Raw genomic sequence first — 17,796 nt, 5'->3', positions numbered from 1 at the left:
GCCACCTCTTTACCAAGGTTCACTTTTTCGCGGCCCATCCGAATCAATACGGGCCGGGTATTGGCCTAGTCTAACCGAATGAAACGGAAAATACCCACTGTTTGCTTTCAACCACTTGGAAAGCATTCTTGAACCACAAAAACAACGCAATCCCCAGTTCTGCTTGCACTTTGGGGGGTGGATGGTATTGAGCGCGTCATCTGCCTGTAATCCAAAGGAACAACGCCCGTGGACCTGACTGCGCTGCGCAATGCCAATCCTGAACACTGGAACAAGGCTGCGGCCATCCGCACCCTGACCCTTGACGCCGTCGCCGCCGCCAATTCCGGCCATTCCGGCATGCCGATGGGCATGGCCGACGTTGCGACCGTGCTGTTTGAAAAGCACCTGAAATTCGACGCCTCGGCCCCAAACTGGCCCGACCGCGACCGGTTCATCCTGTCCGCGGGACACGGCTCGATGCTGGTCTACTCGTTGCTCTACCTCACAGGCCACGCTGACGTGACGCTGGACGAGATCAAGAATTTCCGCCAACTGGGCGCGAAAACTGCCGGGCACCCGGAAAACTTCCTGGTGGAGGGTATCGAGACCACTACCGGTCCGCTGGGTCAGGGTATTTCCAACGCTGTGGGCTTTGCCATGGCCGAAGAAATCCAGCGCGCACACTACGGTAAAAAGGTTGTCGACCACTATACTTACGTGATCGCGGGCGATGGTTGCCTGATGGAAGGCGTCAGCCAAGAGGCTATCACCTTGGCTGGCCGTCATGAGCTGAGCAAGCTGATCGTTTTCTGGGACAACAACAACATCACCATCGACGGCACGGTGGATATCGCCGATCGCACCGATCAGGTGCGCCGTTTCAAGGCTTCGGGCTGGAACGTGATTGAAATCGATGGTCATGATCCGATCGCGATTGATGCAGCCATTGTGCACGCCAAATCGTCGAACAAACCAACCATGATCGCCTGCGAAAGCCATATTGCGCTAGGTCACGCTGCACAAGATACTTCCAAGGGACACGGCGCATTGACCGATCAGGATCAGCTGAAAGCCGCCAAAGATGGCTATGGCTGGCCCCACGACGCCTTTGTGGTTCCCGCTGATGTCAAATCGGCTTGGGAGGCCATCGGCGCCCGCGGCGCTGCCGAGCGCGCAGCGTGGGAAGAGCGTTTTGCACAGATTTCTGAGCGCAAGCAGGCCGAATTCAACCGAGCCTATGCCCTTGAAGCTCCCAAAAAACTGGCCGGTGCCATCCGCGCATTCAAAAAGCAGATGTCGGAGGATCAGCCGAAACTCGCCACCCGCGCATCTTCGGAAAAAGTTCTGAACGTTGTAAACCCGATCATGACCGAAACCGTCGGCGGTTCGGCCGACCTGACCGGGTCGAACAACACCAAATCGGCCGACATGGGCGTGTTCCTGCCGGAAAACCGCAAGGGCCGTTATATTCACTACGGTATCCGCGAACACGGCATGGCCGCAGCGATGAACGGTATGGCGCTGCACGGCGGTATCCGCCCCTATGGCGGCACGTTCATGGCCTTCACCGACTATGCTCGCCCTTCGATGCGTCTGGCCGCTTTGATGAAGGTGCCTTCGGTCTTCGTGATGACCCATGACTCGATCGGTCTGGGCGAAGACGGCCCGACCCACCAGCCGGTCGAACATCTGGCCATCTCGCGCGCGACGCCGAACACCTATGTGTTCCGCCCCGCCGACGTGGTCGAGACGGCCGAGGCGTGGGAACTTGCGCTGACCTTCAAAGACAGCCCTTCGGTTCTGTCGCTGACCCGTCAGGGCGTGCCGACCGTTCGTAAAGACCACAAAACCAAGAACCTCACAGCGCAAGGTGCATATGTTCTGGCTGATGCGGACAGCAAACGTCAGGCTATCCTGATCGCCACAGGCTCAGAGGTTTCGCTGGCGATGGAGGCCAAGGCGATGCTTGAAGCTGAAGGCATCGGCACCCGCGTCGTCTCCATGCCCTCGATGGAGCTGTTCGCCGAACAGGATGAAGCCTATCGCAAGCGCGTCCTGCCGGGTGGCCCTGTCCGCGTCGGAATCGAGGCCGCAGTCCGCGCCGGAGGCTGGGATCGCTGGTTGCTGGGCGAACGTGGCCGCGAAGCCAAGGCGGGTTTCATCGGCATGTCCAGCTTCGGTGCATCGGCCCCCGCCGGTGAACTTTACAAGCATTTCGGCATCACCGCCGAGGCGGCCGTCGCCAAGGTCAAGGAACTGCTGGGGCTGTAAACACTCGGCTCAACAATCAGAGATACAAAGGGCGGCTTTCTCGGCCGCCCTTTCCTATTCTGGCTGGTCCAGATTGGCCCTTAGCGCCTTATATGCCAGTTTCGCAAAGTCCAATCGCAGTTCGTACCGTTCCGCTGGCTCAATCCCTCCGGGTACGCTTTGCCCGACCCAGGACAAAACTTGCCGCACATGCGTTCCATAAAGCGGAACGAAATGCGCGGATTGGCCCGTGAGCAGGTTGAACATTCGCCCGCCCGTCCATTTGGCACGTTCGGCAGCTTTGTCCGCCGTGTCGATCCGAAAATGCAGAACCCGATACAGCGCGTTCGCGTCATACGGCATTTGCTCCGCGCCAAGGTTTATGGCGGCCAAAGCCGTTGCTTTGCGTTTGGCAGCGAGCCCCATCAGCTTAAACCGGGTCCGGATCTGAACCGGTCGAAGGGCTGGTAAATGACTTAGATCCGTCACTTCAGACCGTCGTTTCAGTGAGCATTGGGCTTACTTGAAGACTTCCCGATCATCGGCGCAATCACCTTCGTGGCAACCGGAATCAGGACAAATCCCCACGCCAAACCGAACACACCGTCCATCGTCGCCTTAGAGACCCATTCGACGACACCGGTCCATTGCTCTGACATGGAGTGACCGATGGCATACGCCCAGTCGTGGATGTGGTGCCCCAGCCAACCAAAGCCCAGAACCTCCATCCCGTGGATGATGATGGAGCCACCGACCCACAACATCGCTGCAGTGCCCACAATGGACAGGACCTTCATCACGACCGGCATCGCCTTGACTAACCCCCGGCCCAGCCCCCGGCCAATCGGCGTAGGCGCGTTTTGCGCGAGGTATAGCCCGACATCATCCATCTTCACGATCAGGGCAACTGATCCGTAGACGGCCACCGTGACCCCAATCCCCACAACCGCCAGTGTCGCGGCCTGCATCCATAGGTTTGGCGCTTCAATCGCGGCCAGTGCAATCGTCATGATCTCTGCCGAAAGGATAAAATCCGTCTTGATCGCCCCTTTGACTTTCTGCTCTTCCAGATGGCCGGGATCACGATTGGCCAAATCTTCTTCGATAACGTGACTGCCATGGGGGAAGAGGACATGGAATATCTTTTCGGCCCCCTCGAAACACAAATATGATCCGCCGATCATCAGCAAAGGTGTAATCAGCCATGGCGCAAAATTCGCCAGCAGCAAGGCAACCGGCAGCAGCAGAATAATCTTGTTGAACATCGACCCACGCGCGATGCGCCAGATGATCGGCAATTCCCGTGCGGGGGCGAATCCCTGAACGTATTTGGGGGTCACTGCGGCATCGTCGATAATCACGCCGGCGGTCTTTGCGCCCGCCTTTCCGGCAGCCGCGACCACATCATCCACAGACGATGCCGCAACCTTTGCAATACCTGCCACATCATCCAACAGGGCCAACAGACCGCTCATGGTGTTTCCTTTCTATTCACCTGCCGCACCCGGAGCCTACCCGATCCGACGGCTAGCGCAAGCGTTAGCGCAATCGGCGCAGGTTTGCGCTAACACGTTAAAAATATGTCACTTTTGGTCTTTTGAGAATGCGTTTTGACGGCTATATGGCGTCCAACGCAAGCGCATTTGGAGACAGCACATGACCATCAAGGTCGGTATCAATGGTTTTGGCCGCATTGGCCGCTGCACGTTGTCGCATATCGCGGCATCTGCCCGCAACGACATCGAAGTGATCAAGGTCAATGCAACCGGCCCGCTGGAAACCACGGCGCACCTGTTGAAGTATGACAGCATCCACGGACGTTTCCCCCGTGACGTCGCAATCGAAGGCACAACCATGGATCTGGGCCGCGGCCCGATGGAAATGTTCTCGACCTATGACATGAACGAACTGGACTGGGATGGCTGCGACGTCGTTCTGGAATGTACTGGTAAATTCAATGACGGCCTGAAAGCCAACACGCACCTGGAGCGCGGCGCGCAAAAAGTTCTGCTGTCTGCCCCCGGTAAGAACGTCGACAAGACCATCGTCTATGGTGTGAACCACAACAGCCTGGTCACCGAGGACAAAATGGTTTCGAATGGCTCGTGCACCACGAACTGCCTTGCTCCGCTTGCCAAGGTGCTGGACGAAGGTATCGGCATCGAGCACGGCATCATGACCACGATTCACGCCTATACCGGCGACCAGCCGACCCTCGACCGGCGCCACAGCGACCTGTACCGCGCACGTGCTGCGGCTATGTCGATGATCCCGACTTCGACGGGTGCTGCGAAGGCGTTGGGTGAGGTTCTGCCCAACCTGAAGGGTCGCTTGGATGGCTCGGCCATCCGTGTACCGACCCCGAATGTTTCGGCTGTTGATCTGACATTCCGCGCCGCACGCGATATCACTGTAGAAGAAGTGAACGCCGTCGTGCGCGAAGCTTCGCAAGGCTCGATGCAGCGCGTTCTGGGCTACGAGCCCGCCCCGCTGGTTTCTACCGATTTCAACCACACCGAAGAAAGCTCGATCTTCGCGCCCGACCAGACCCGCGTCGTCGGAGACCGTATGGTCCGCGTTTTGGCGTGGTACGACAACGAATGGGCGTTCTCGGTTCGTATGGCCGACGTCGCCGTTGCTATGGGTCGCCTTAACTAAGGCACCTAAGAAATCTTGAACCTTTTCGCCCGCTCAGGTTATCTGGGCGGGCGTTTTTGTCCGGGGCCTACATGACCAATCAAATCGCCATCTGGCTTGCCCTGCTCATTCTGGGTTTGTTCCTTATCAGCTATGCCCTCTTTGGAACTGAACAATTCGTGTTCCTTGGAAAGAAACTTTACGCCTTTCTGGACTGGCTCGCCTTCTGGCGGTGAAGTAGGTTTTACTTGACATTTTCTCTAATCTGTCTTTGTTAGCGCTAACTTTGTATTGATCGCTATTCGGACGGAGCAGGACATGACACTCAAGCTGGCAATCAACGGATTTGGACGGATCGGACGCGGGGTTCTGCGGGCGGTTATGGAATCTGGACGCACAGACGTTGAAATCGTTGCAATCAATGATCTGGCAAAGCCGGAGATGAACGCGCATCTGTTTGAGTTTGACAGCGTTCACGGCCGTTACACCAAGCCGGTAACTCTGTCTGACGCCGGCCTTGACGTTGGTGCTGGCCCAATTCGGCTGACCAGCGAACGTGATCCGGAAAAGCTGGAATGGTCCGATGTCGATGTCGTTCTTGAATGCACCGGCGTATTCCGCACACGCGAAGCCGCGTCTCGCCATTTCGCGAATGGATCGAAGAAAGTCCTGATCTCGGCCCCTGCCCGCGGCGATGGCAAGGTGAAAACGATCGTGTTCGGCGTTAACGATAAGGAATTGACGGCAGAGGATACCGTTGTTTCCAATGCGTCGTGCACCACAAATTGCCTGTCACCGGTTGCCGCCGCTTTGGACGCGGGCCTTGGCATCGTGCACGGCAACATGACCACCGTTCACGCGTACACCGCCAGCCAGCCTGTCCACGATACCGCAGGCAAAGACCCCTATTTGTCCCGCGCAGCTGCTTTGTCGATGATCCCGACCACAACGGGCGCAGCCTCTGCCGTTGGGCTCGTGCTGCCTCAATTGGCCGGCAAACTGACTGGCCAAGCCATTCGCGTGCCCACACCGAACGTTTCCGTGGTTGATCTGGTCGCCGAAGTCTCGCGCCCGACGACCGAAGAAGAAGTGAACGCATTGTTCGTCGAAGCAGCGGCCAAAATCCCTGGGGTTCTGGCAGCTGAGAACCGCCCGCTGATTTCGGTAGACTTCAACCACGACTCACACAGTTCGACCGTTTCATTGCCGGAAACCAAGGTGACCGACGGCACACTGGTGCGTGTGCTGGCGTGGTATGACAACGAATGGGGTTTCTCGAACCGGATGCTGGACACCGCCGCGGCGATGGGAGCCCTATCCTAAACGGTCACGCAGCGCAGCATTAACGCGGGGCGTGACGAATTTCGACACGTCCCCGTCCAACCGGGCGATTTCCTTAACCAGTTTGGAGGCAATGGCCTGATGCCGCGCCTCGGCCATCAGAAAGACCGTCTCGATCGAGTCGTCCAATGCCCGATTCATTCCGACCATCTGGAATTCATACTCAAAATCCGCAACCGCGCGAAGGCCACGGACAATGATCTGCGCCCCGACATCGCGGGCGCAGTCAATCAGCAGATTTTCAAAGGGATGCGCAACGATTTCGGTGCCGGTTTGTTCGGTCAGATGCGCACATTCCGCCTCGATCATGGCCACACGTTCTTCAAGTGAAAACAATGGCCCCTTGTCACGGTTGATGGCAACGCCGATGACAAGCTTATCAACCAAAGCAGCGGCGCGCCGGATGATATCAATATGACCCAAGGTGATTGGATCGAAAGTTCCGGGATATAATCCAACCCTCATCGCGGCCTCCTGCGCAACAAAATTTCTGCGCAAGCAAACATAACTTCGCCGCAGGTGCAAGAGGCAGCTTCAGAGGTCAAAGGCCTCAATGCCCCATGATCATGCCTTGCAGCGCGTCTTTTTCCATGGCCAGTTCCGCCAGTTGTGCCTTGACCACGTCCCCCAGTGTTACGATCCCAACCAGCTTGCCGTCTTCGAGAACGGGCATGTGGCGAAAACGTCCTTCGGTCATGCGTGTCATGATATCCTGAACCGTATCCTGCTGAGTGGCTGTAACAAGGTCACGGGTCATATAGGCACTGACAGGCTGCGTCAGGCAGCCACTACCGCTTGCGGCCAGTTCCCGTACGATATCCCGCTCTGAAAGAATACCAGATGCGGTTTCGCCGCCATCTTCAGATACAACAACCGTCCCGATCCGCTTTTCCGCCAGGATTTTTGAGGCGTCAGCCACAGTGATTGTCGGGCTGACCGTCTCGACCCCAACGGTGGCCTTGGATTTCAGAATGGCCTGAACGAGCATAAGCGTAACCTCCGAAATAATGTCCTGTTTTCCAAAGCGTTGCCGGAATGTTTAAACCTGTCAAGGTGACACTTGGGCCTCAAGTCGCTCAACCTCTTCGCGAATGCCTTGCGATAGGGCCTGCGCAAAACGGTTCAGCCTTTCGTTTCGCTGATCTCCCTGATGACGAACCAAATGAAAACTTCGGGTCAAACTCACCTGATCCGTCAGGATTTTCTGCAGATTCGGATGAAATGGCAGGGTAAAGTCATGCGCCACGCAAATCCCCGTGCCAAGCGTCACCTGCCGCAGCTGCACCGAGACCGAATTCGATGCAAGCGCAACACGGTCAACACCGATATCTACAAGGTAATCCAGCTCCCGATCAAAGATCATATCCGGAATGTAGCCAATCATACGATGACCACTCAGGTCCTGGATCGTGCGGATTGCCGGGTAAGAGGCCAGATAATCGCGCGTCGCGACGAGGTGCAGTTTGTAATCGGTGATTTTCTGAACCAAAAGGCTCCCGGCCGTTGGTGCGCTGACTGTCACCGCCATGTCGGCCTCACGCCGGGACAGGTTGATCACACGCGGCAGGGCCAGGATCTGAATATCCAGATCGGGGTTTGCATCGCTGATTTTCGCGCAGACCTGCGGCAAAAGATAGTTGGCCGACCCGTCTGGTGCGCCAATCCGGATTTGCCCGCTTAACGTTTTCGATGTGCCTGCCATCGCGCCTGCCGCCGCACGCATCGCCTCTTCGGCCTTCTGACCATGTTCCATCAGGCGTTCGCCGGCAGACGTCAAAAGATAGCCTTGCTGCGACTTGGTAAACAGCGGTGCATCCAGCGACGCCTCTAGCCGGGCGATCCTGCGTCCGACCGTTGCGGGGTCGATCTTCAACTGCCGTCCGGCGGCCGACAAGCTTTCTTCGCGCGCGACGGCCAGAAAGACCCGCATATCATCCCAGTTCGGTGTCACCACCTATCCTTTGCATTTTTGCAAAACATCTTTGAGACATTGCCTCTGTTCAAGTAATTTATGCAAGCCTATTGTGCGCGCAAACGCATCGGAGGAGATCTGCAATGACCGAGCTGTCCCATTTCATCAACGGTGAGAATGTCGCCGGAACCTCAGGACGATTTGACGACGTATTCAACCCTGCCACCGGCGAGGTGCAGTACAAGTGCCCGATGGCCAGTGTTGCGGAAACCACCGCCGCAATCGAAAGCGCGGCTGCCGCGCAACTGGCCTGGGGCGCAACCAACCCGCAGAAACGCGCGCGGGTCATGATGGCGATGGTTCACCTGATGAACCGTGACATGGACAAGCTGGCCGAAGCGCTGAGCCGCGAGCATGGCAAAACCATCCCTGACGCCAAGGGCGATCTGCAACGCGGCCTCGAAGTGATCGAATACTGCATCGGCGCGCCTCAGATGCTGAAAGGCGAGTTCACAGATAGCGCGGGTCCCGGCATCGACATGTATTCGATGCGTCAGCCTCTGGGTGTTGTCGCCGCGATCATGCCGTTCAATTTCCCCGCCATGATGCCGCTGTGGCATGTGGGACCGGCCCTGGCCTGCGGCAACGCGGTTGTGCTGAAGCCGTCCGAGCGTGACCCGTCCGTACCGCTGATGCTGGCCGAGCTGTTCGTCGAAGCCGGTTTGCCCAAGGGCGTTTTCCAGGTCGTCAACGGCGATAAAGAGGCCGTGGATACCCTGCTGGACAGTGACACCATCCAAGGCGTGTCTTTCGTGGGCTCGACTCCGATCGCGCAGTACATCTACTCCCGTGCAACCGCGAACGGCAAACGCGCGCAGTGCTTTGGCGGTGCCAAGAACCACATGATCGTCATGCCCGATGCGGATCTGGATCAGGCCGCTGACGCGCTGGTCGGTGCCGGGTTCGGCGCGGCAGGCGAACGCTGCATGGCGATCTCGGTTGCTGTACCGGTTGGAGAGGAAACCGCAGACGCACTGATCGAAAAGCTGATCCCGCGCGTCGAAAAGTTGAAGGTTGGGCCCTACACTGCTGGCGACGACGTCGATATGGGGCCTGTCGTAACCGGTGCTGCCAAAGAGCGTATTCTCGGCCTTATCAACTCAGGTGTCGAGCAAGGCGCAAAGCTGGTTGTCGACAATCGCGACTTCAGCCTGCAGGGTTATGAGGACGGTTTCTTTGTCGGCCCGCACCTGTTCGACAACGTGACGCCTGAAATGGACATCTACAAACAGGAGATCTTTGGACCGGTTCTGTCGACTGTACGCGCAGGGTCTTATGAAGAAGCACTGAAGCTGGCGATGGATCACGAATACGGTAACGGCACAGCAATCTTCACGCGCGACGGCGACACGGCGCGAGACTTTGCCAGCCGCGTGAACATCGGCATGGTGGGTATCAACGTTCCGATCCCGGTTCCGCTGGCCTATCACACCTTTGGCGGCTGGAAGAAATCCATGTTTGGTGACTTGAACCAGCACGGCCCCGACAGCTTCAAGTTCTACACGCGCACCAAAACGGTTACCGCGCGCTGGCCATCGGGCATCAAAGAAGGTGGGGAGTTCAACTTCAAAGCGATGGACTGATTTCCAGTATCGACATGACCAAAGGCCGCCCAACCGGGCGGCCTTTTTCGTTGCGCGACGAGGGGTCTAGTTCTGTAGAAACTCGCGCAGCGTAACTTTGCCGTCAAAATTCGCGTCGAATTCGGCCATGACCATCCGCAACTCGTGCGGGGGCACACAGGCGTTGGCAATGCCATCAATCTTTTCGCTTTCAACCATGGTCAGGCATTCAGCCGACAATGGTTCATCCATTTCCGGATCGGGAAACTCGATGAGATCCCGCACTTCCATCGCCACAAATTCGTCCGGCGTCACAACACCGTTCTCGTCGGCATCATATTCGAGAAACTCCACCGCACGCTCGGCCAGATAGAAAATCTCGAACTCGGAATACTCAACATGGCCGTCCGCATTGGAATCCGCCCGTTCGATCTCTTCTGCGGCGATGGCTTCGGCAGTGCAGGATTCGGAAGCCGCGTCGCAATCATCGGGCACAAACAACGCGTCCTCTTCCAACAGGAATTGATGGAATTCGGATTGGGTAATCTGCCCGTCGCCGTTTCTATCCAGTTCGGCAAAGAAGATCCGCGCCATCGGCGTTGCTTGTGCAGGTGTCTGACCTGATCCCCAGTATAAACCGGCCAGCAGCAGAACCGGCAGAACATAGAGGGTCTTGGGGGCAAAACGGCTAAGTGAACGAACGGGCATATCATCTTCTCCAACTGTGTTTGGTGACGGCCCTGCCAGCTCGCGGTCGATCACGCCGCGCACGAGCTCGCTCATCGACGATCCGCGTTGCTCGCTCAGATCAGCCAATTTGCTTTTCAACTCATAAGATACGCGAATTTCCAAGGTTTCCGATTTCTTGGTCATATCGTGTGGACTCCGAACTGCTTTGGGCCTGTCCCTTGGAATTGGAGCAGACATGTCGGAAAAAATACCCCAAGCCGTGTCCGGCAAACAGTAAAAACCTGTCCGGACACGGTACTATTCATCGTCCGGGCAAGCAAAAAACTGCGTCAAATGTGTAAATCTCACGGAAAATTTAAGCTAAACGTCTGGCCCTGACGGAAAGCAGTACCTAAATTGCCGGGAACTCTCGAGCAGTCCTTCAGGAGGCATCCGTGTCCAGTTCCCGTTTTAATCGTCGTACCGTTCTACTGGGTGCTGCGTCCGTCCTTGCGACACCGACGCTTTTGCGCGCCCAGAGCACAGATGCTTTCCCAACGACTGAAGAGGCGATCAGCACGCAATTGCCGGTACGCCGCAATGTCTCGTCCTTTTCGCAGCAGAGCTGGCAGGACCATTTCGACGAACTGGGTGTTGGAGCGTTGCTAGCCGATATCACCAGCCGCGCAGTGCACTACTGGGGTCCCGATGGCACCTACAAGCTGTATCCCAGCTCGGTACCGATGAGCGAAGAGTTGACGAAACGCGGCTACACCAAAGTTGTGCGCAAGGCAGAGAATCCAAGCTGGACACCGACCGCCTCGATGCGCGAGCGTGATCCGCTTTTGCCGGTGCGTATGGAAGGTGGCGATCCCGGCAATCCGCTGGGCACCCGCGCAATGTATTTGAGTTGGCCGGCATATCTGGTGCACGGCACTCACGATACGCGAAAGATCGGACGCCAGAGTTCGTCCGGGTGCATTGGCCTTTACAATCAACACGTCGAGGAGTTGTATCCTCTGGTTCAGGTCGGAACCCAGGTCAGACTGGTTTAACGACACAGCCCCGGCCGCATGGACCGGGGCTTTTTCATAAAATCAAAGTATCTTATTCCGGCAGGATCACAGCGTCGACGACATGGATGACGCCATTGCTGGTCTCAATGTCGGCCTGAATGACTTCGGCGTCGTTCACTTTGACACCGTTCCTGGCATTAACGCTCAAGCGGTCGCCTTGCACGGTCAGAACCTTGGCGCGTTTGCCCGCGATATCACCAGACATCACCTTGGCCGGCACCACGTGATAGGTCAGAATTTCGACCAGTTGATCCTTATTTTCCGGCAACAGCAGTGTTTCCACAGTGCCTTCGGGCAGAGCTGCGAAGGCTTCATCCGTCGGCGCAAAGACGGTGAACGGACCGTCGCTTTTCAGCGTATCGACCAGACCAGCGGCCTGAACAGCGGCGACCAGGGTATTGAAGGAGCCGGCCGAAACTGCGGTGTCCACGATGTCCGCGGCCTGGGCTTTTACAGGCAGGGTCAGTGCAAGTGCGGCGGCGGCGCCCATAAACGTACGACGAAACATGGCTGTCATCTCCTCTCCAGCTTGTTATGGAAAGGGGTACGGGCGCTTTGTTGCACCGGATCACTATCAGATCAATTTTCTTTGACCTGTACCCATATGCTCTGTGCGCGGCCGTTTTTCAAAAACGGCAGGGCTTCGATCGCATCAGGGCGGTCTTGCTGCAGGTAATAGCCGGGCCAAAGCATTGAATACGCATCAGATTGCAGCAATGAATGCAGCATGTACTGCTCGCCCCAGCCCGGACAGTCATAGAAGAACCTTTTCGGATATTCGTAGGGCAGAAAAACATCGTGCACATGGATGACCACACCGGGTTTGAGCGCCGGAATGACGCGGCAGAACAGGTGAGCGACATCATTGCTCATGCGGACGACGTGGCTGGAGTCGATGAACAACACGTCACCCGACTCGAGCTGCTCGAACAGCGCCGGATCGACCTCTTCCAGACGTTTTTGTTCGAACTGATCCACCACATGCGCGATATCTGCCCGGGGATATGGGTCGATTGCGGTGACCTTGGTCTGCAATCCGCCGTCGATTATCGCCTGGCGCGTCACACGGGTCGAGTTTCCGCAACCCACCTCGATCACACGCTTGGGTTTGAATCGGCGTATCATTAGATACAACGCATCCGCATCCGGGCTGTCGTAGTAGCCGTTGTTAATACGATATCCGGTCTTGTTGCGCGCAGGGTCTTTAAGAGCTTCCAGCAAAGCGGAATGCTCTTGGTACTCCGACACCAACTGGCTGATGTCGAACCCATCCATTCCCGGTGACAAGGCATAGGCTGGGCGGGTCAGTCCCCCTGCCCGTTCAAACGCCTCAAGGCGCGCACGCTCGTCCCGTTCGGTCACTTTATCGATCAGTTTCACACCAAACCGGTCAAGCACGGCGTTCAGCCGGGGGAATTTCCTGGGTTTCACGGGGGGCTCCGGGTTTGGTAACAATCTGGACGCCTCCTTACCTGTGCGCATAGGGGCTTCGCAAGAACCCAGCTGGCAAACACTTGGCAAAAAGACAATTTCCGTATTCACTGGTCCGAACACAGTTGCGAGGGCCGGAATGCAGCAGGAATTTACGCTGGGCATCGAAGAAGAGTATCTGCTGGTCGATCGAGACAGTTTGGAACTCGCCGAAGCGCCTGCCGCCTTGATGGAAGCCTGCCAGGCTGATTTTGAAGGCCAGGTCAGCCCCGAATTCCTGCAATGCCAGATCGAGGTCGGTACGCGCCCACATGTGACCATCAGTTCCGCGCGCGAGGATCTGAAACGCTTACGGTCCTGTGTCTCGAAACGGGCGGCGGAGCACAACCTTGCCCCAATTGCGGTATCCTGCCACCCTTTTGCTGATTGGAAAAAACAAACACACACGCGGAAAGACCGCTATGACGCGCTGCAACACGCGTTGGGGGGTGTCGCTCGGCGGATGTTGATCTGTGGCATGCATGTCCATATCGGGGTGGCTGACGCGGCCTTGCGCGCGGATCTTATTCCTCAGCTGTCCTACTTCCTTCCGCATCTCTTGGCCCTATCGACCTCGTCGCCCTATTGGAATGGTGAGGACACCGGTCTGTCTTCGTACCGGTTGACGGTATTCGACAACTTGCCCCGGACTGGACTGCCACCGGTCTTTTCCGGATGGTCCGAATATGAACGCACCACTGGCATTCTGGTCGAATTGGGCGTGATCGAGGACACCACAAAGATCTGGTGGGACTTGCGGCCCTCTCATCAATACCCAACGCTGGAAACCCGGATCATGGATGTGCAACCCCGGCTGGAGCATGCGCTTTCGCTGGCCGCAATGGTGCAGGCGTTGACGCGAATGCTGTGCCGGCTGAAAGACCGAAACCTCAGATGGCGGCAATATGATCGGTTCCTGATTGGTGAAAACCGCTGGCGCGCGCAGCGTTATGGTGTCGGCGAAGGCATGATTGATTTCGGAGACCGCTCGATCAAACCCATGCCGGAACTCATGGGCGAACTGATGGGCTTGCTCGCCGAAGATGCCGAAGCCTTGGGCACCATGTCCGAGCTGGCCAAACTGCAGCAGATTGCCCAGAACGGCACCTCGGCCACCCGCCAGCGCCGGGTACATGCCGAAGCTGCCGCAAAAGGTGATGACCCGGGCAAGGCCGTTGTTCAGCACCTGATCGACGAGTTTCATCAGGATCTCTGAACGCCCCTGACATTTCCTGCAGATGATTGTGCCAGTGATTGCTGGCCATGCAAAATTTCTGTAAGGATTGGGAAATAAACACTCGTTCAATTCACCGGGCAGCGTGGGAGGCAAGCCATGGATTTCGCAACAACCGAAGAGCAGAATGCGATCTTCGACATGGCCCATGATTTCGGGCAGGAAAACATCGCTCCATATGCCCGCCAGTGGGAGGCCGAAGGCACTATCCCCAAAGACCTGTGGCCGCGCATTGGTGAGTTGGGTTTCGGCGGTCTTTATGTGTCTGAAGACAGCGGTGGCTCCGGCCTGACGCGTCTGGACGCCACGCTTGTGTTCGAAGCTTTGTCGATGGCCTGCCCTTCGGTCGCAGCATTTCTGTCGATCCACAACATGTGCGCCAAGATGCTGGACAACTTCGCCAATGACGAGCTGAAATCCCGCATCATGCCCGACGTTCTAAGCCTGAATACAGTGCTGAGCTATTGCCTGACCGAACCCGGATCGGGTTCCGATGCAGCCGCATTGAAAACACGCGCTGAACGCACGAACGAAGGCTACACTCTGAACGGCACCAAGGCATTTATCTCGGGCGGCGGGTACTCGGATGCCTACGTCTGCATGGTGCGCACCGGTCAGGATGGACCCAAGGGCATTTCAACGGTCTATGTCGAAGACGGCACCTCCGGCCTAAGCTTTGGTGCGCTGGAACAAAAGATGGGTTGGAAAAGCCAACCTACCGCTCAGGTACAGTTCGACGATTGCAAGATCCCCTCCGACAACCTTGTCGGTGTCGAAGGCGACGGTTTCAAATACGCAATGATGGGGCTGGATGGCGGACGCCTGAACATCGCCTCTTGTTCATTGGGTGCCGCGCAAACCGGGTTGAACATGACACTACAGTACATGTCCGAGCGGAAGGCTTTCGGGCAGTCCATCGACCAATTTCAGGCTCTGCAGTTCCGTCTGGCAGATATGGAGATCGAATTGCAGGCCGCCCGGACATTTCTACGTCAGGCGGCGTGGAAGTTGGATCAGGGCGCGCCCGATGCAACAAAGTTCTGCGCTATGGCCAAGAAATTTGTGACCGAGACGGGATCGAAAGTGGTGGATCAGTGCCTGCAGCTACATGGCGGCTATGGTTATCTGGCCGATTACGGCATTGAAAAGCTTGTGCGCGATCTGCGCGTGCACCAGATATTGGAAGGCACGAACGAGATCATGCGGGTCATCGTTGCGCGCCAGATGCTCTCTCAGCGCTGAGGACTTTATGTCGGACATCTATATTCGCACCGCTGGCCGTGCCGGTCGTATCACCCTGACCCGGACCAAGGCGCTGAATGCGCTCAGCTATGATATGTGCCTGGCCATCGACACTGCCTTGCGCAATTGGCGCGAGGATGATGCGGTCGATTTGGTCATTCTGGATGCCGAAGGCGACAAAGCCTTTTGCGCGGGCGGCGACATTGCCGAGCTTTATGAGACCGGAACCAAGGGCGACTTCGACTATGGCCGAAAATTCTGGCGCGATGAATATCGTCTAAATGCGCTGATCTTCGAATACCCAAAGCCGGTTGTCAGCTTTCTGCAAGGATTCACAATGGGTGGAGGCGTCGGCATCGGGTGCCACGGCAGCCATCGCATCGTGGGTGAAACGTCGCAAATCGCCCTGCCCGAATGCTCGATCGGGTTGGTTCCGGATGTTGGCAGCACGCTCATGCTGGCTCTCGCACCCGGACGGCTGGGTGAATACCTCGGCACGACCGGGCATCGTATGGGGCCAGCTGATGCCATTCTGGCCGGTTTCGCAGATCACTACATTCCGATCCGGCAATGGCCGGATCTGATCGACATGGTCGAAGCATCGGGCGACGCCGGCATTCTTGAAAGCCATTCCGAAACACCGCCCGAAGGCTCGTTGGCTGCAATGCAGGACGCGATTGAGTCTGATTTCGGTGGCGAAACTCTTGGAGATGTACAGAACAGCCTGCGAAACTCGAACAATAACACCGCCGCTGATACGCTGAAGTTGATCGGGCGCAATTCGCCACTCTCCATGGCCTGCACGGTCGAAATGCTGCATCGTCTCCGCACCCCAAACCTTACCATGCGCAAGGCGTTGGAGCTGGAGTATCGCTTTACCTATCGCGCGATGGAACACGGGGACTTTCTGGAAGGTATCCGGGCGCAGATCATCGACAAGGATCGCAACCCGAGCTGGCGCCATCAAAACCAAGACATACCGGCCGTGGCCGTATCAAAAATGCTGCAACCATTGGGTGCGGACACGCTGACATTCGAGGAGGACTAAGAAATGAAAATCGGGTTTATTGGCCTGGGAAACATGGGCAATCCGATGGCGGCCAATCTTGCCAAAGCTGGGCATGATGTCAGCGGCTTTGATATGGCGGATGTCACTGTGCCGGGTGTCACCATGGTCGGTTCCGGCCCTGAGGCCGCGACCAGTGCCGATATCGTCGTGACCATGCTTCCGAACGGCCAGATCCTGCGGGCGGTGGCAAGTGAGATTATTTCCGCCATGACACCTGGCGCGGTCTGGATCGACTGTTCAACTGTCGATGTCGACAGCGCCCGCGCCGTCGCTGAACAGGCAAAGGAAGCGGACGTTCTGGCAGTCGACGCCCCAGTGTCAGGTGGCATCGGTGGTGCGGCGGCGGGTACTCTGACTTTCATGGCAGGCGGCAGCGATGCAGCTTTTGAGAAAGCATCGCCACTGTTCGACATTATGGGCCAGAAAGCCGTTCATTGCGGTGAATCCGGCGCCGGGCAGGCCGCCAAGATTTGCAACAACATGATCCTCGGCGTGACCATGATCGCCACCTGCGAAGCTTTCGCACTGGCTGACAAACTTGGGCTGGACCGGCAAAAGATGTTTGACGTGGTCAGCACGTCCTCGGGCTATAGCTGGACAATGAACGCCTACTGCCCTGCCCCAGGCGTCGGGCCTGCGAGCCCGGCGGACAATGACTACCAACCCGGGTTTGCGGCTGAACTGATGTTGAAAGACCTGCGGCTCAGCCAGCAAGCTGCGGAAAGCTCGGATGCAGACACTCCAATGGGACAGATCGCAACAGCGCTCTACGAACAGTTCGTCGAATCCGAAGGCGGCTTGGGTAAGGACTTTTCCGCCATGCTGCCACGTTTTGAGAAGCGTAACAGGAGCTAATCACCATAGGGTGGTAGCTTCCTGCCCATCGGGTTGATCCATTGGCAAACTAAGGCCATTTGTTTCCAAACCGCGCTTTAACGCGAAAGGGAACATGATGTCGCGAATTCTGTCTGTCACACTGACCATCGTCACGCTTGCTTTGAGTCCGGCAACAGCAATGGCAGGGAACGGCAATTCAAATGCCGGACACTGCCCGCCGGGCCTGGCAAAAAAAGTCGTGCCATGTGTGCCGCCCGGACAGGTTAAGAACCTGTACAAAAAAGGTGACTACATTACCCGCGATTATCGTTTGATTGACGATCCATATCGCTATGGCCTGAATCGCGGCGGCTATTACGTGCGCGCCGAGGACTACGTGTACCGTGTCGACCCCGACACACAGAAGGTTTTGAACCTGATTGGAGCTGTGGCCGATATCCTCAACTGAATTACGC

At 57.0% G+C, this 17,796-nt stretch carries 19 protein-coding genes; 11 read left to right on the top strand and 8 right to left on the bottom strand.

Annotation, left to right across the window (positions count from 1 at the left end; all coding sequences use genetic code 11):
• Positions 1-228: 228 nt before the first annotated feature.
• A complete protein-coding gene (tkt, locus tag GOW16_RS07980; protein ID WP_170412889.1) occupies positions 229-2,253 on the top strand; it encodes a transketolase in 2,025 nt (674 codons plus the stop codon).
• A 54-nt stretch (positions 2,254-2,307) separates the two neighbouring features.
• On the opposite strand, the gene GOW16_RS07975 is transcribed toward tkt, so the two are convergent.
• Both GOW16_RS07975 and GOW16_RS07970 read right to left on the bottom strand, forming a co-directional pair.
• Positions 2,308-2,721, bottom strand: a complete 414-nt coding sequence (locus GOW16_RS07975; RefSeq protein ID WP_170412887.1) for a hypothetical protein — start codon at positions 2,719-2,721, stop codon at positions 2,308-2,310.
• Positions 2,722-2,735: 14 nt separating this feature from the next.
• Positions 2,736-3,707: a DUF808 domain-containing protein gene (locus GOW16_RS07970; RefSeq protein WP_170412884.1), complete on the bottom strand. Its 972-nt coding sequence runs from the start codon at positions 3,705-3,707 to the stop codon at positions 2,736-2,738.
• A 181-nt stretch (positions 3,708-3,888) separates the two neighbouring features.
• Between GOW16_RS07970 and gap (GOW16_RS07965) the strand changes: the two genes are divergently transcribed.
• From gap (GOW16_RS07965) to gap (GOW16_RS07955), 3 genes are all read left to right on the top strand, one after another.
• The gene (gene gap / locus GOW16_RS07965) at positions 3,889-4,890 is read left to right on the top strand and encodes a type I glyceraldehyde-3-phosphate dehydrogenase (protein WP_170412881.1); all 1,002 of its coding nucleotides are present in this window, start codon (positions 3,889-3,891) and stop codon (positions 4,888-4,890) included.
• 71 nt (positions 4,891-4,961) lie between these two features.
• A complete protein-coding gene (locus tag GOW16_RS07960) occupies positions 4,962-5,105 on the top strand; it encodes a hypothetical protein (protein ID WP_170412878.1) in 144 nt (47 codons plus the stop codon).
• An 82-nt stretch (positions 5,106-5,187) separates the two neighbouring features.
• Entirely contained in the window at positions 5,188-6,192 is a 1,005-nt protein-coding gene (gap, locus tag GOW16_RS07955; RefSeq protein WP_170412875.1) for a type I glyceraldehyde-3-phosphate dehydrogenase, read from the top strand.
• Here gap (GOW16_RS07955) and coaD read toward each other — a convergent pair.
• From coaD to GOW16_RS07940, 3 genes are all read right to left on the bottom strand, one after another.
• A complete protein-coding gene (gene coaD / locus GOW16_RS07950) occupies positions 6,184-6,675 on the bottom strand; it encodes a pantetheine-phosphate adenylyltransferase (protein ID WP_170412872.1) in 492 nt (163 codons plus the stop codon). The two genes, gap (GOW16_RS07955) and coaD, sit on opposite strands and share 9 nt — an antisense overlap.
• An 85-nt stretch (positions 6,676-6,760) precedes the next feature.
• A complete protein-coding gene (locus tag GOW16_RS07945; protein WP_170412869.1) occupies positions 6,761-7,198 on the bottom strand; it encodes a CBS domain-containing protein in 438 nt (145 codons plus the stop codon).
• Positions 7,199-7,258: 60 nt separating this feature from the next.
• Positions 7,259-8,161 (bottom strand): LysR family transcriptional regulator, encoded by a 903-nt coding sequence (locus tag GOW16_RS07940; protein ID WP_170412866.1) that lies wholly within the window; start codon positions 8,159-8,161, stop codon positions 7,259-7,261.
• 104 nt (positions 8,162-8,265) lie between these two features.
• Here GOW16_RS07940 and GOW16_RS07935 point away from each other — a divergent pair, with 104 nt between their 5' ends.
• The gene (locus GOW16_RS07935) at positions 8,266-9,765 is read left to right on the top strand and encodes a CoA-acylating methylmalonate-semialdehyde dehydrogenase (RefSeq protein WP_170412861.1); all 1,500 of its coding nucleotides are present in this window, start codon (positions 8,266-8,268) and stop codon (positions 9,763-9,765) included.
• A 66-nt stretch (positions 9,766-9,831) separates the two neighbouring features.
• Here the strand turns inward: GOW16_RS07935 and GOW16_RS07930 are convergent, their stop codons facing one another.
• On the bottom strand, positions 9,832-10,617 hold the full coding sequence (locus GOW16_RS07930) for an EF-hand domain-containing protein (RefSeq protein WP_170412858.1): 786 nt from the start codon (positions 10,615-10,617) through the stop codon (positions 9,832-9,834).
• A gap of 251 nt (positions 10,618-10,868) precedes the next feature.
• Here GOW16_RS07930 and GOW16_RS07925 point away from each other — a divergent pair, with 251 nt between their 5' ends.
• The gene (locus tag GOW16_RS07925; RefSeq protein ID WP_170412855.1) at positions 10,869-11,468 is read left to right on the top strand and encodes a L,D-transpeptidase; all 600 of its coding nucleotides are present in this window, start codon (positions 10,869-10,871) and stop codon (positions 11,466-11,468) included.
• A 52-nt stretch (positions 11,469-11,520) separates the two neighbouring features.
• Here GOW16_RS07925 and GOW16_RS07920 read toward each other — a convergent pair whose 3' ends face one another.
• Entirely contained in the window at positions 11,521-11,997 is a 477-nt protein-coding gene (locus GOW16_RS07920; protein WP_170412851.1) for a fasciclin domain-containing protein, read from the bottom strand.
• Between the two features lie 71 nt (positions 11,998-12,068).
• Positions 12,069-12,920 (bottom strand): class I SAM-dependent methyltransferase, encoded by an 852-nt coding sequence (locus tag GOW16_RS07915; RefSeq protein ID WP_170412848.1) that lies wholly within the window; start codon positions 12,918-12,920, stop codon positions 12,069-12,071.
• Between the two features lie 139 nt (positions 12,921-13,059).
• On the opposite strand from GOW16_RS07915, the gene GOW16_RS07910 reads away from it, so the two are divergent.
• The 5 genes from GOW16_RS07910 (at position 13,060) to GOW16_RS07890 (ending at position 17,789) form a co-directional block, all read left to right on the top strand.
• Entirely contained in the window at positions 13,060-14,175 is a 1,116-nt protein-coding gene (locus tag GOW16_RS07910; RefSeq protein ID WP_170412843.1) for a carboxylate-amine ligase, read from the top strand.
• A 117-nt stretch (positions 14,176-14,292) separates the two neighbouring features.
• Complete coding sequence (locus GOW16_RS07905) at positions 14,293-15,435, top strand: acyl-CoA dehydrogenase family protein (protein WP_170412840.1); 1,143 nt, start codon at positions 14,293-14,295, stop codon at positions 15,433-15,435.
• Positions 15,436-15,442: 7 nt separating this feature from the next.
• Positions 15,443-16,483 (top strand): enoyl-CoA hydratase/isomerase family protein, encoded by a 1,041-nt coding sequence (locus tag GOW16_RS07900; protein WP_170412837.1) that lies wholly within the window; start codon positions 15,443-15,445, stop codon positions 16,481-16,483.
• A gap of 3 nt (positions 16,484-16,486) precedes the next feature.
• Positions 16,487-17,359 (top strand): 3-hydroxyisobutyrate dehydrogenase, encoded by an 873-nt coding sequence (mmsB, locus tag GOW16_RS07895; RefSeq protein WP_170412833.1) that lies wholly within the window; start codon positions 16,487-16,489, stop codon positions 17,357-17,359.
• A 97-nt stretch (positions 17,360-17,456) separates the two neighbouring features.
• Complete coding sequence (locus GOW16_RS07890; RefSeq protein ID WP_170412830.1) at positions 17,457-17,789, top strand: hypothetical protein; 333 nt, start codon at positions 17,457-17,459, stop codon at positions 17,787-17,789.
• Positions 17,790-17,796: the final 7 nt, after the last annotated feature.

The organism is Ruegeria atlantica (assembly GCF_013033965.1).
Classification (GTDB): domain Bacteria; phylum Pseudomonadota; class Alphaproteobacteria; order Rhodobacterales; family Rhodobacteraceae; genus Ruegeria; species Ruegeria atlantica_D.
The sequence above is the reverse complement of the archived record's forward strand: the minus strand, read 5'-3'. Positions and strand labels throughout refer to the sequence as shown.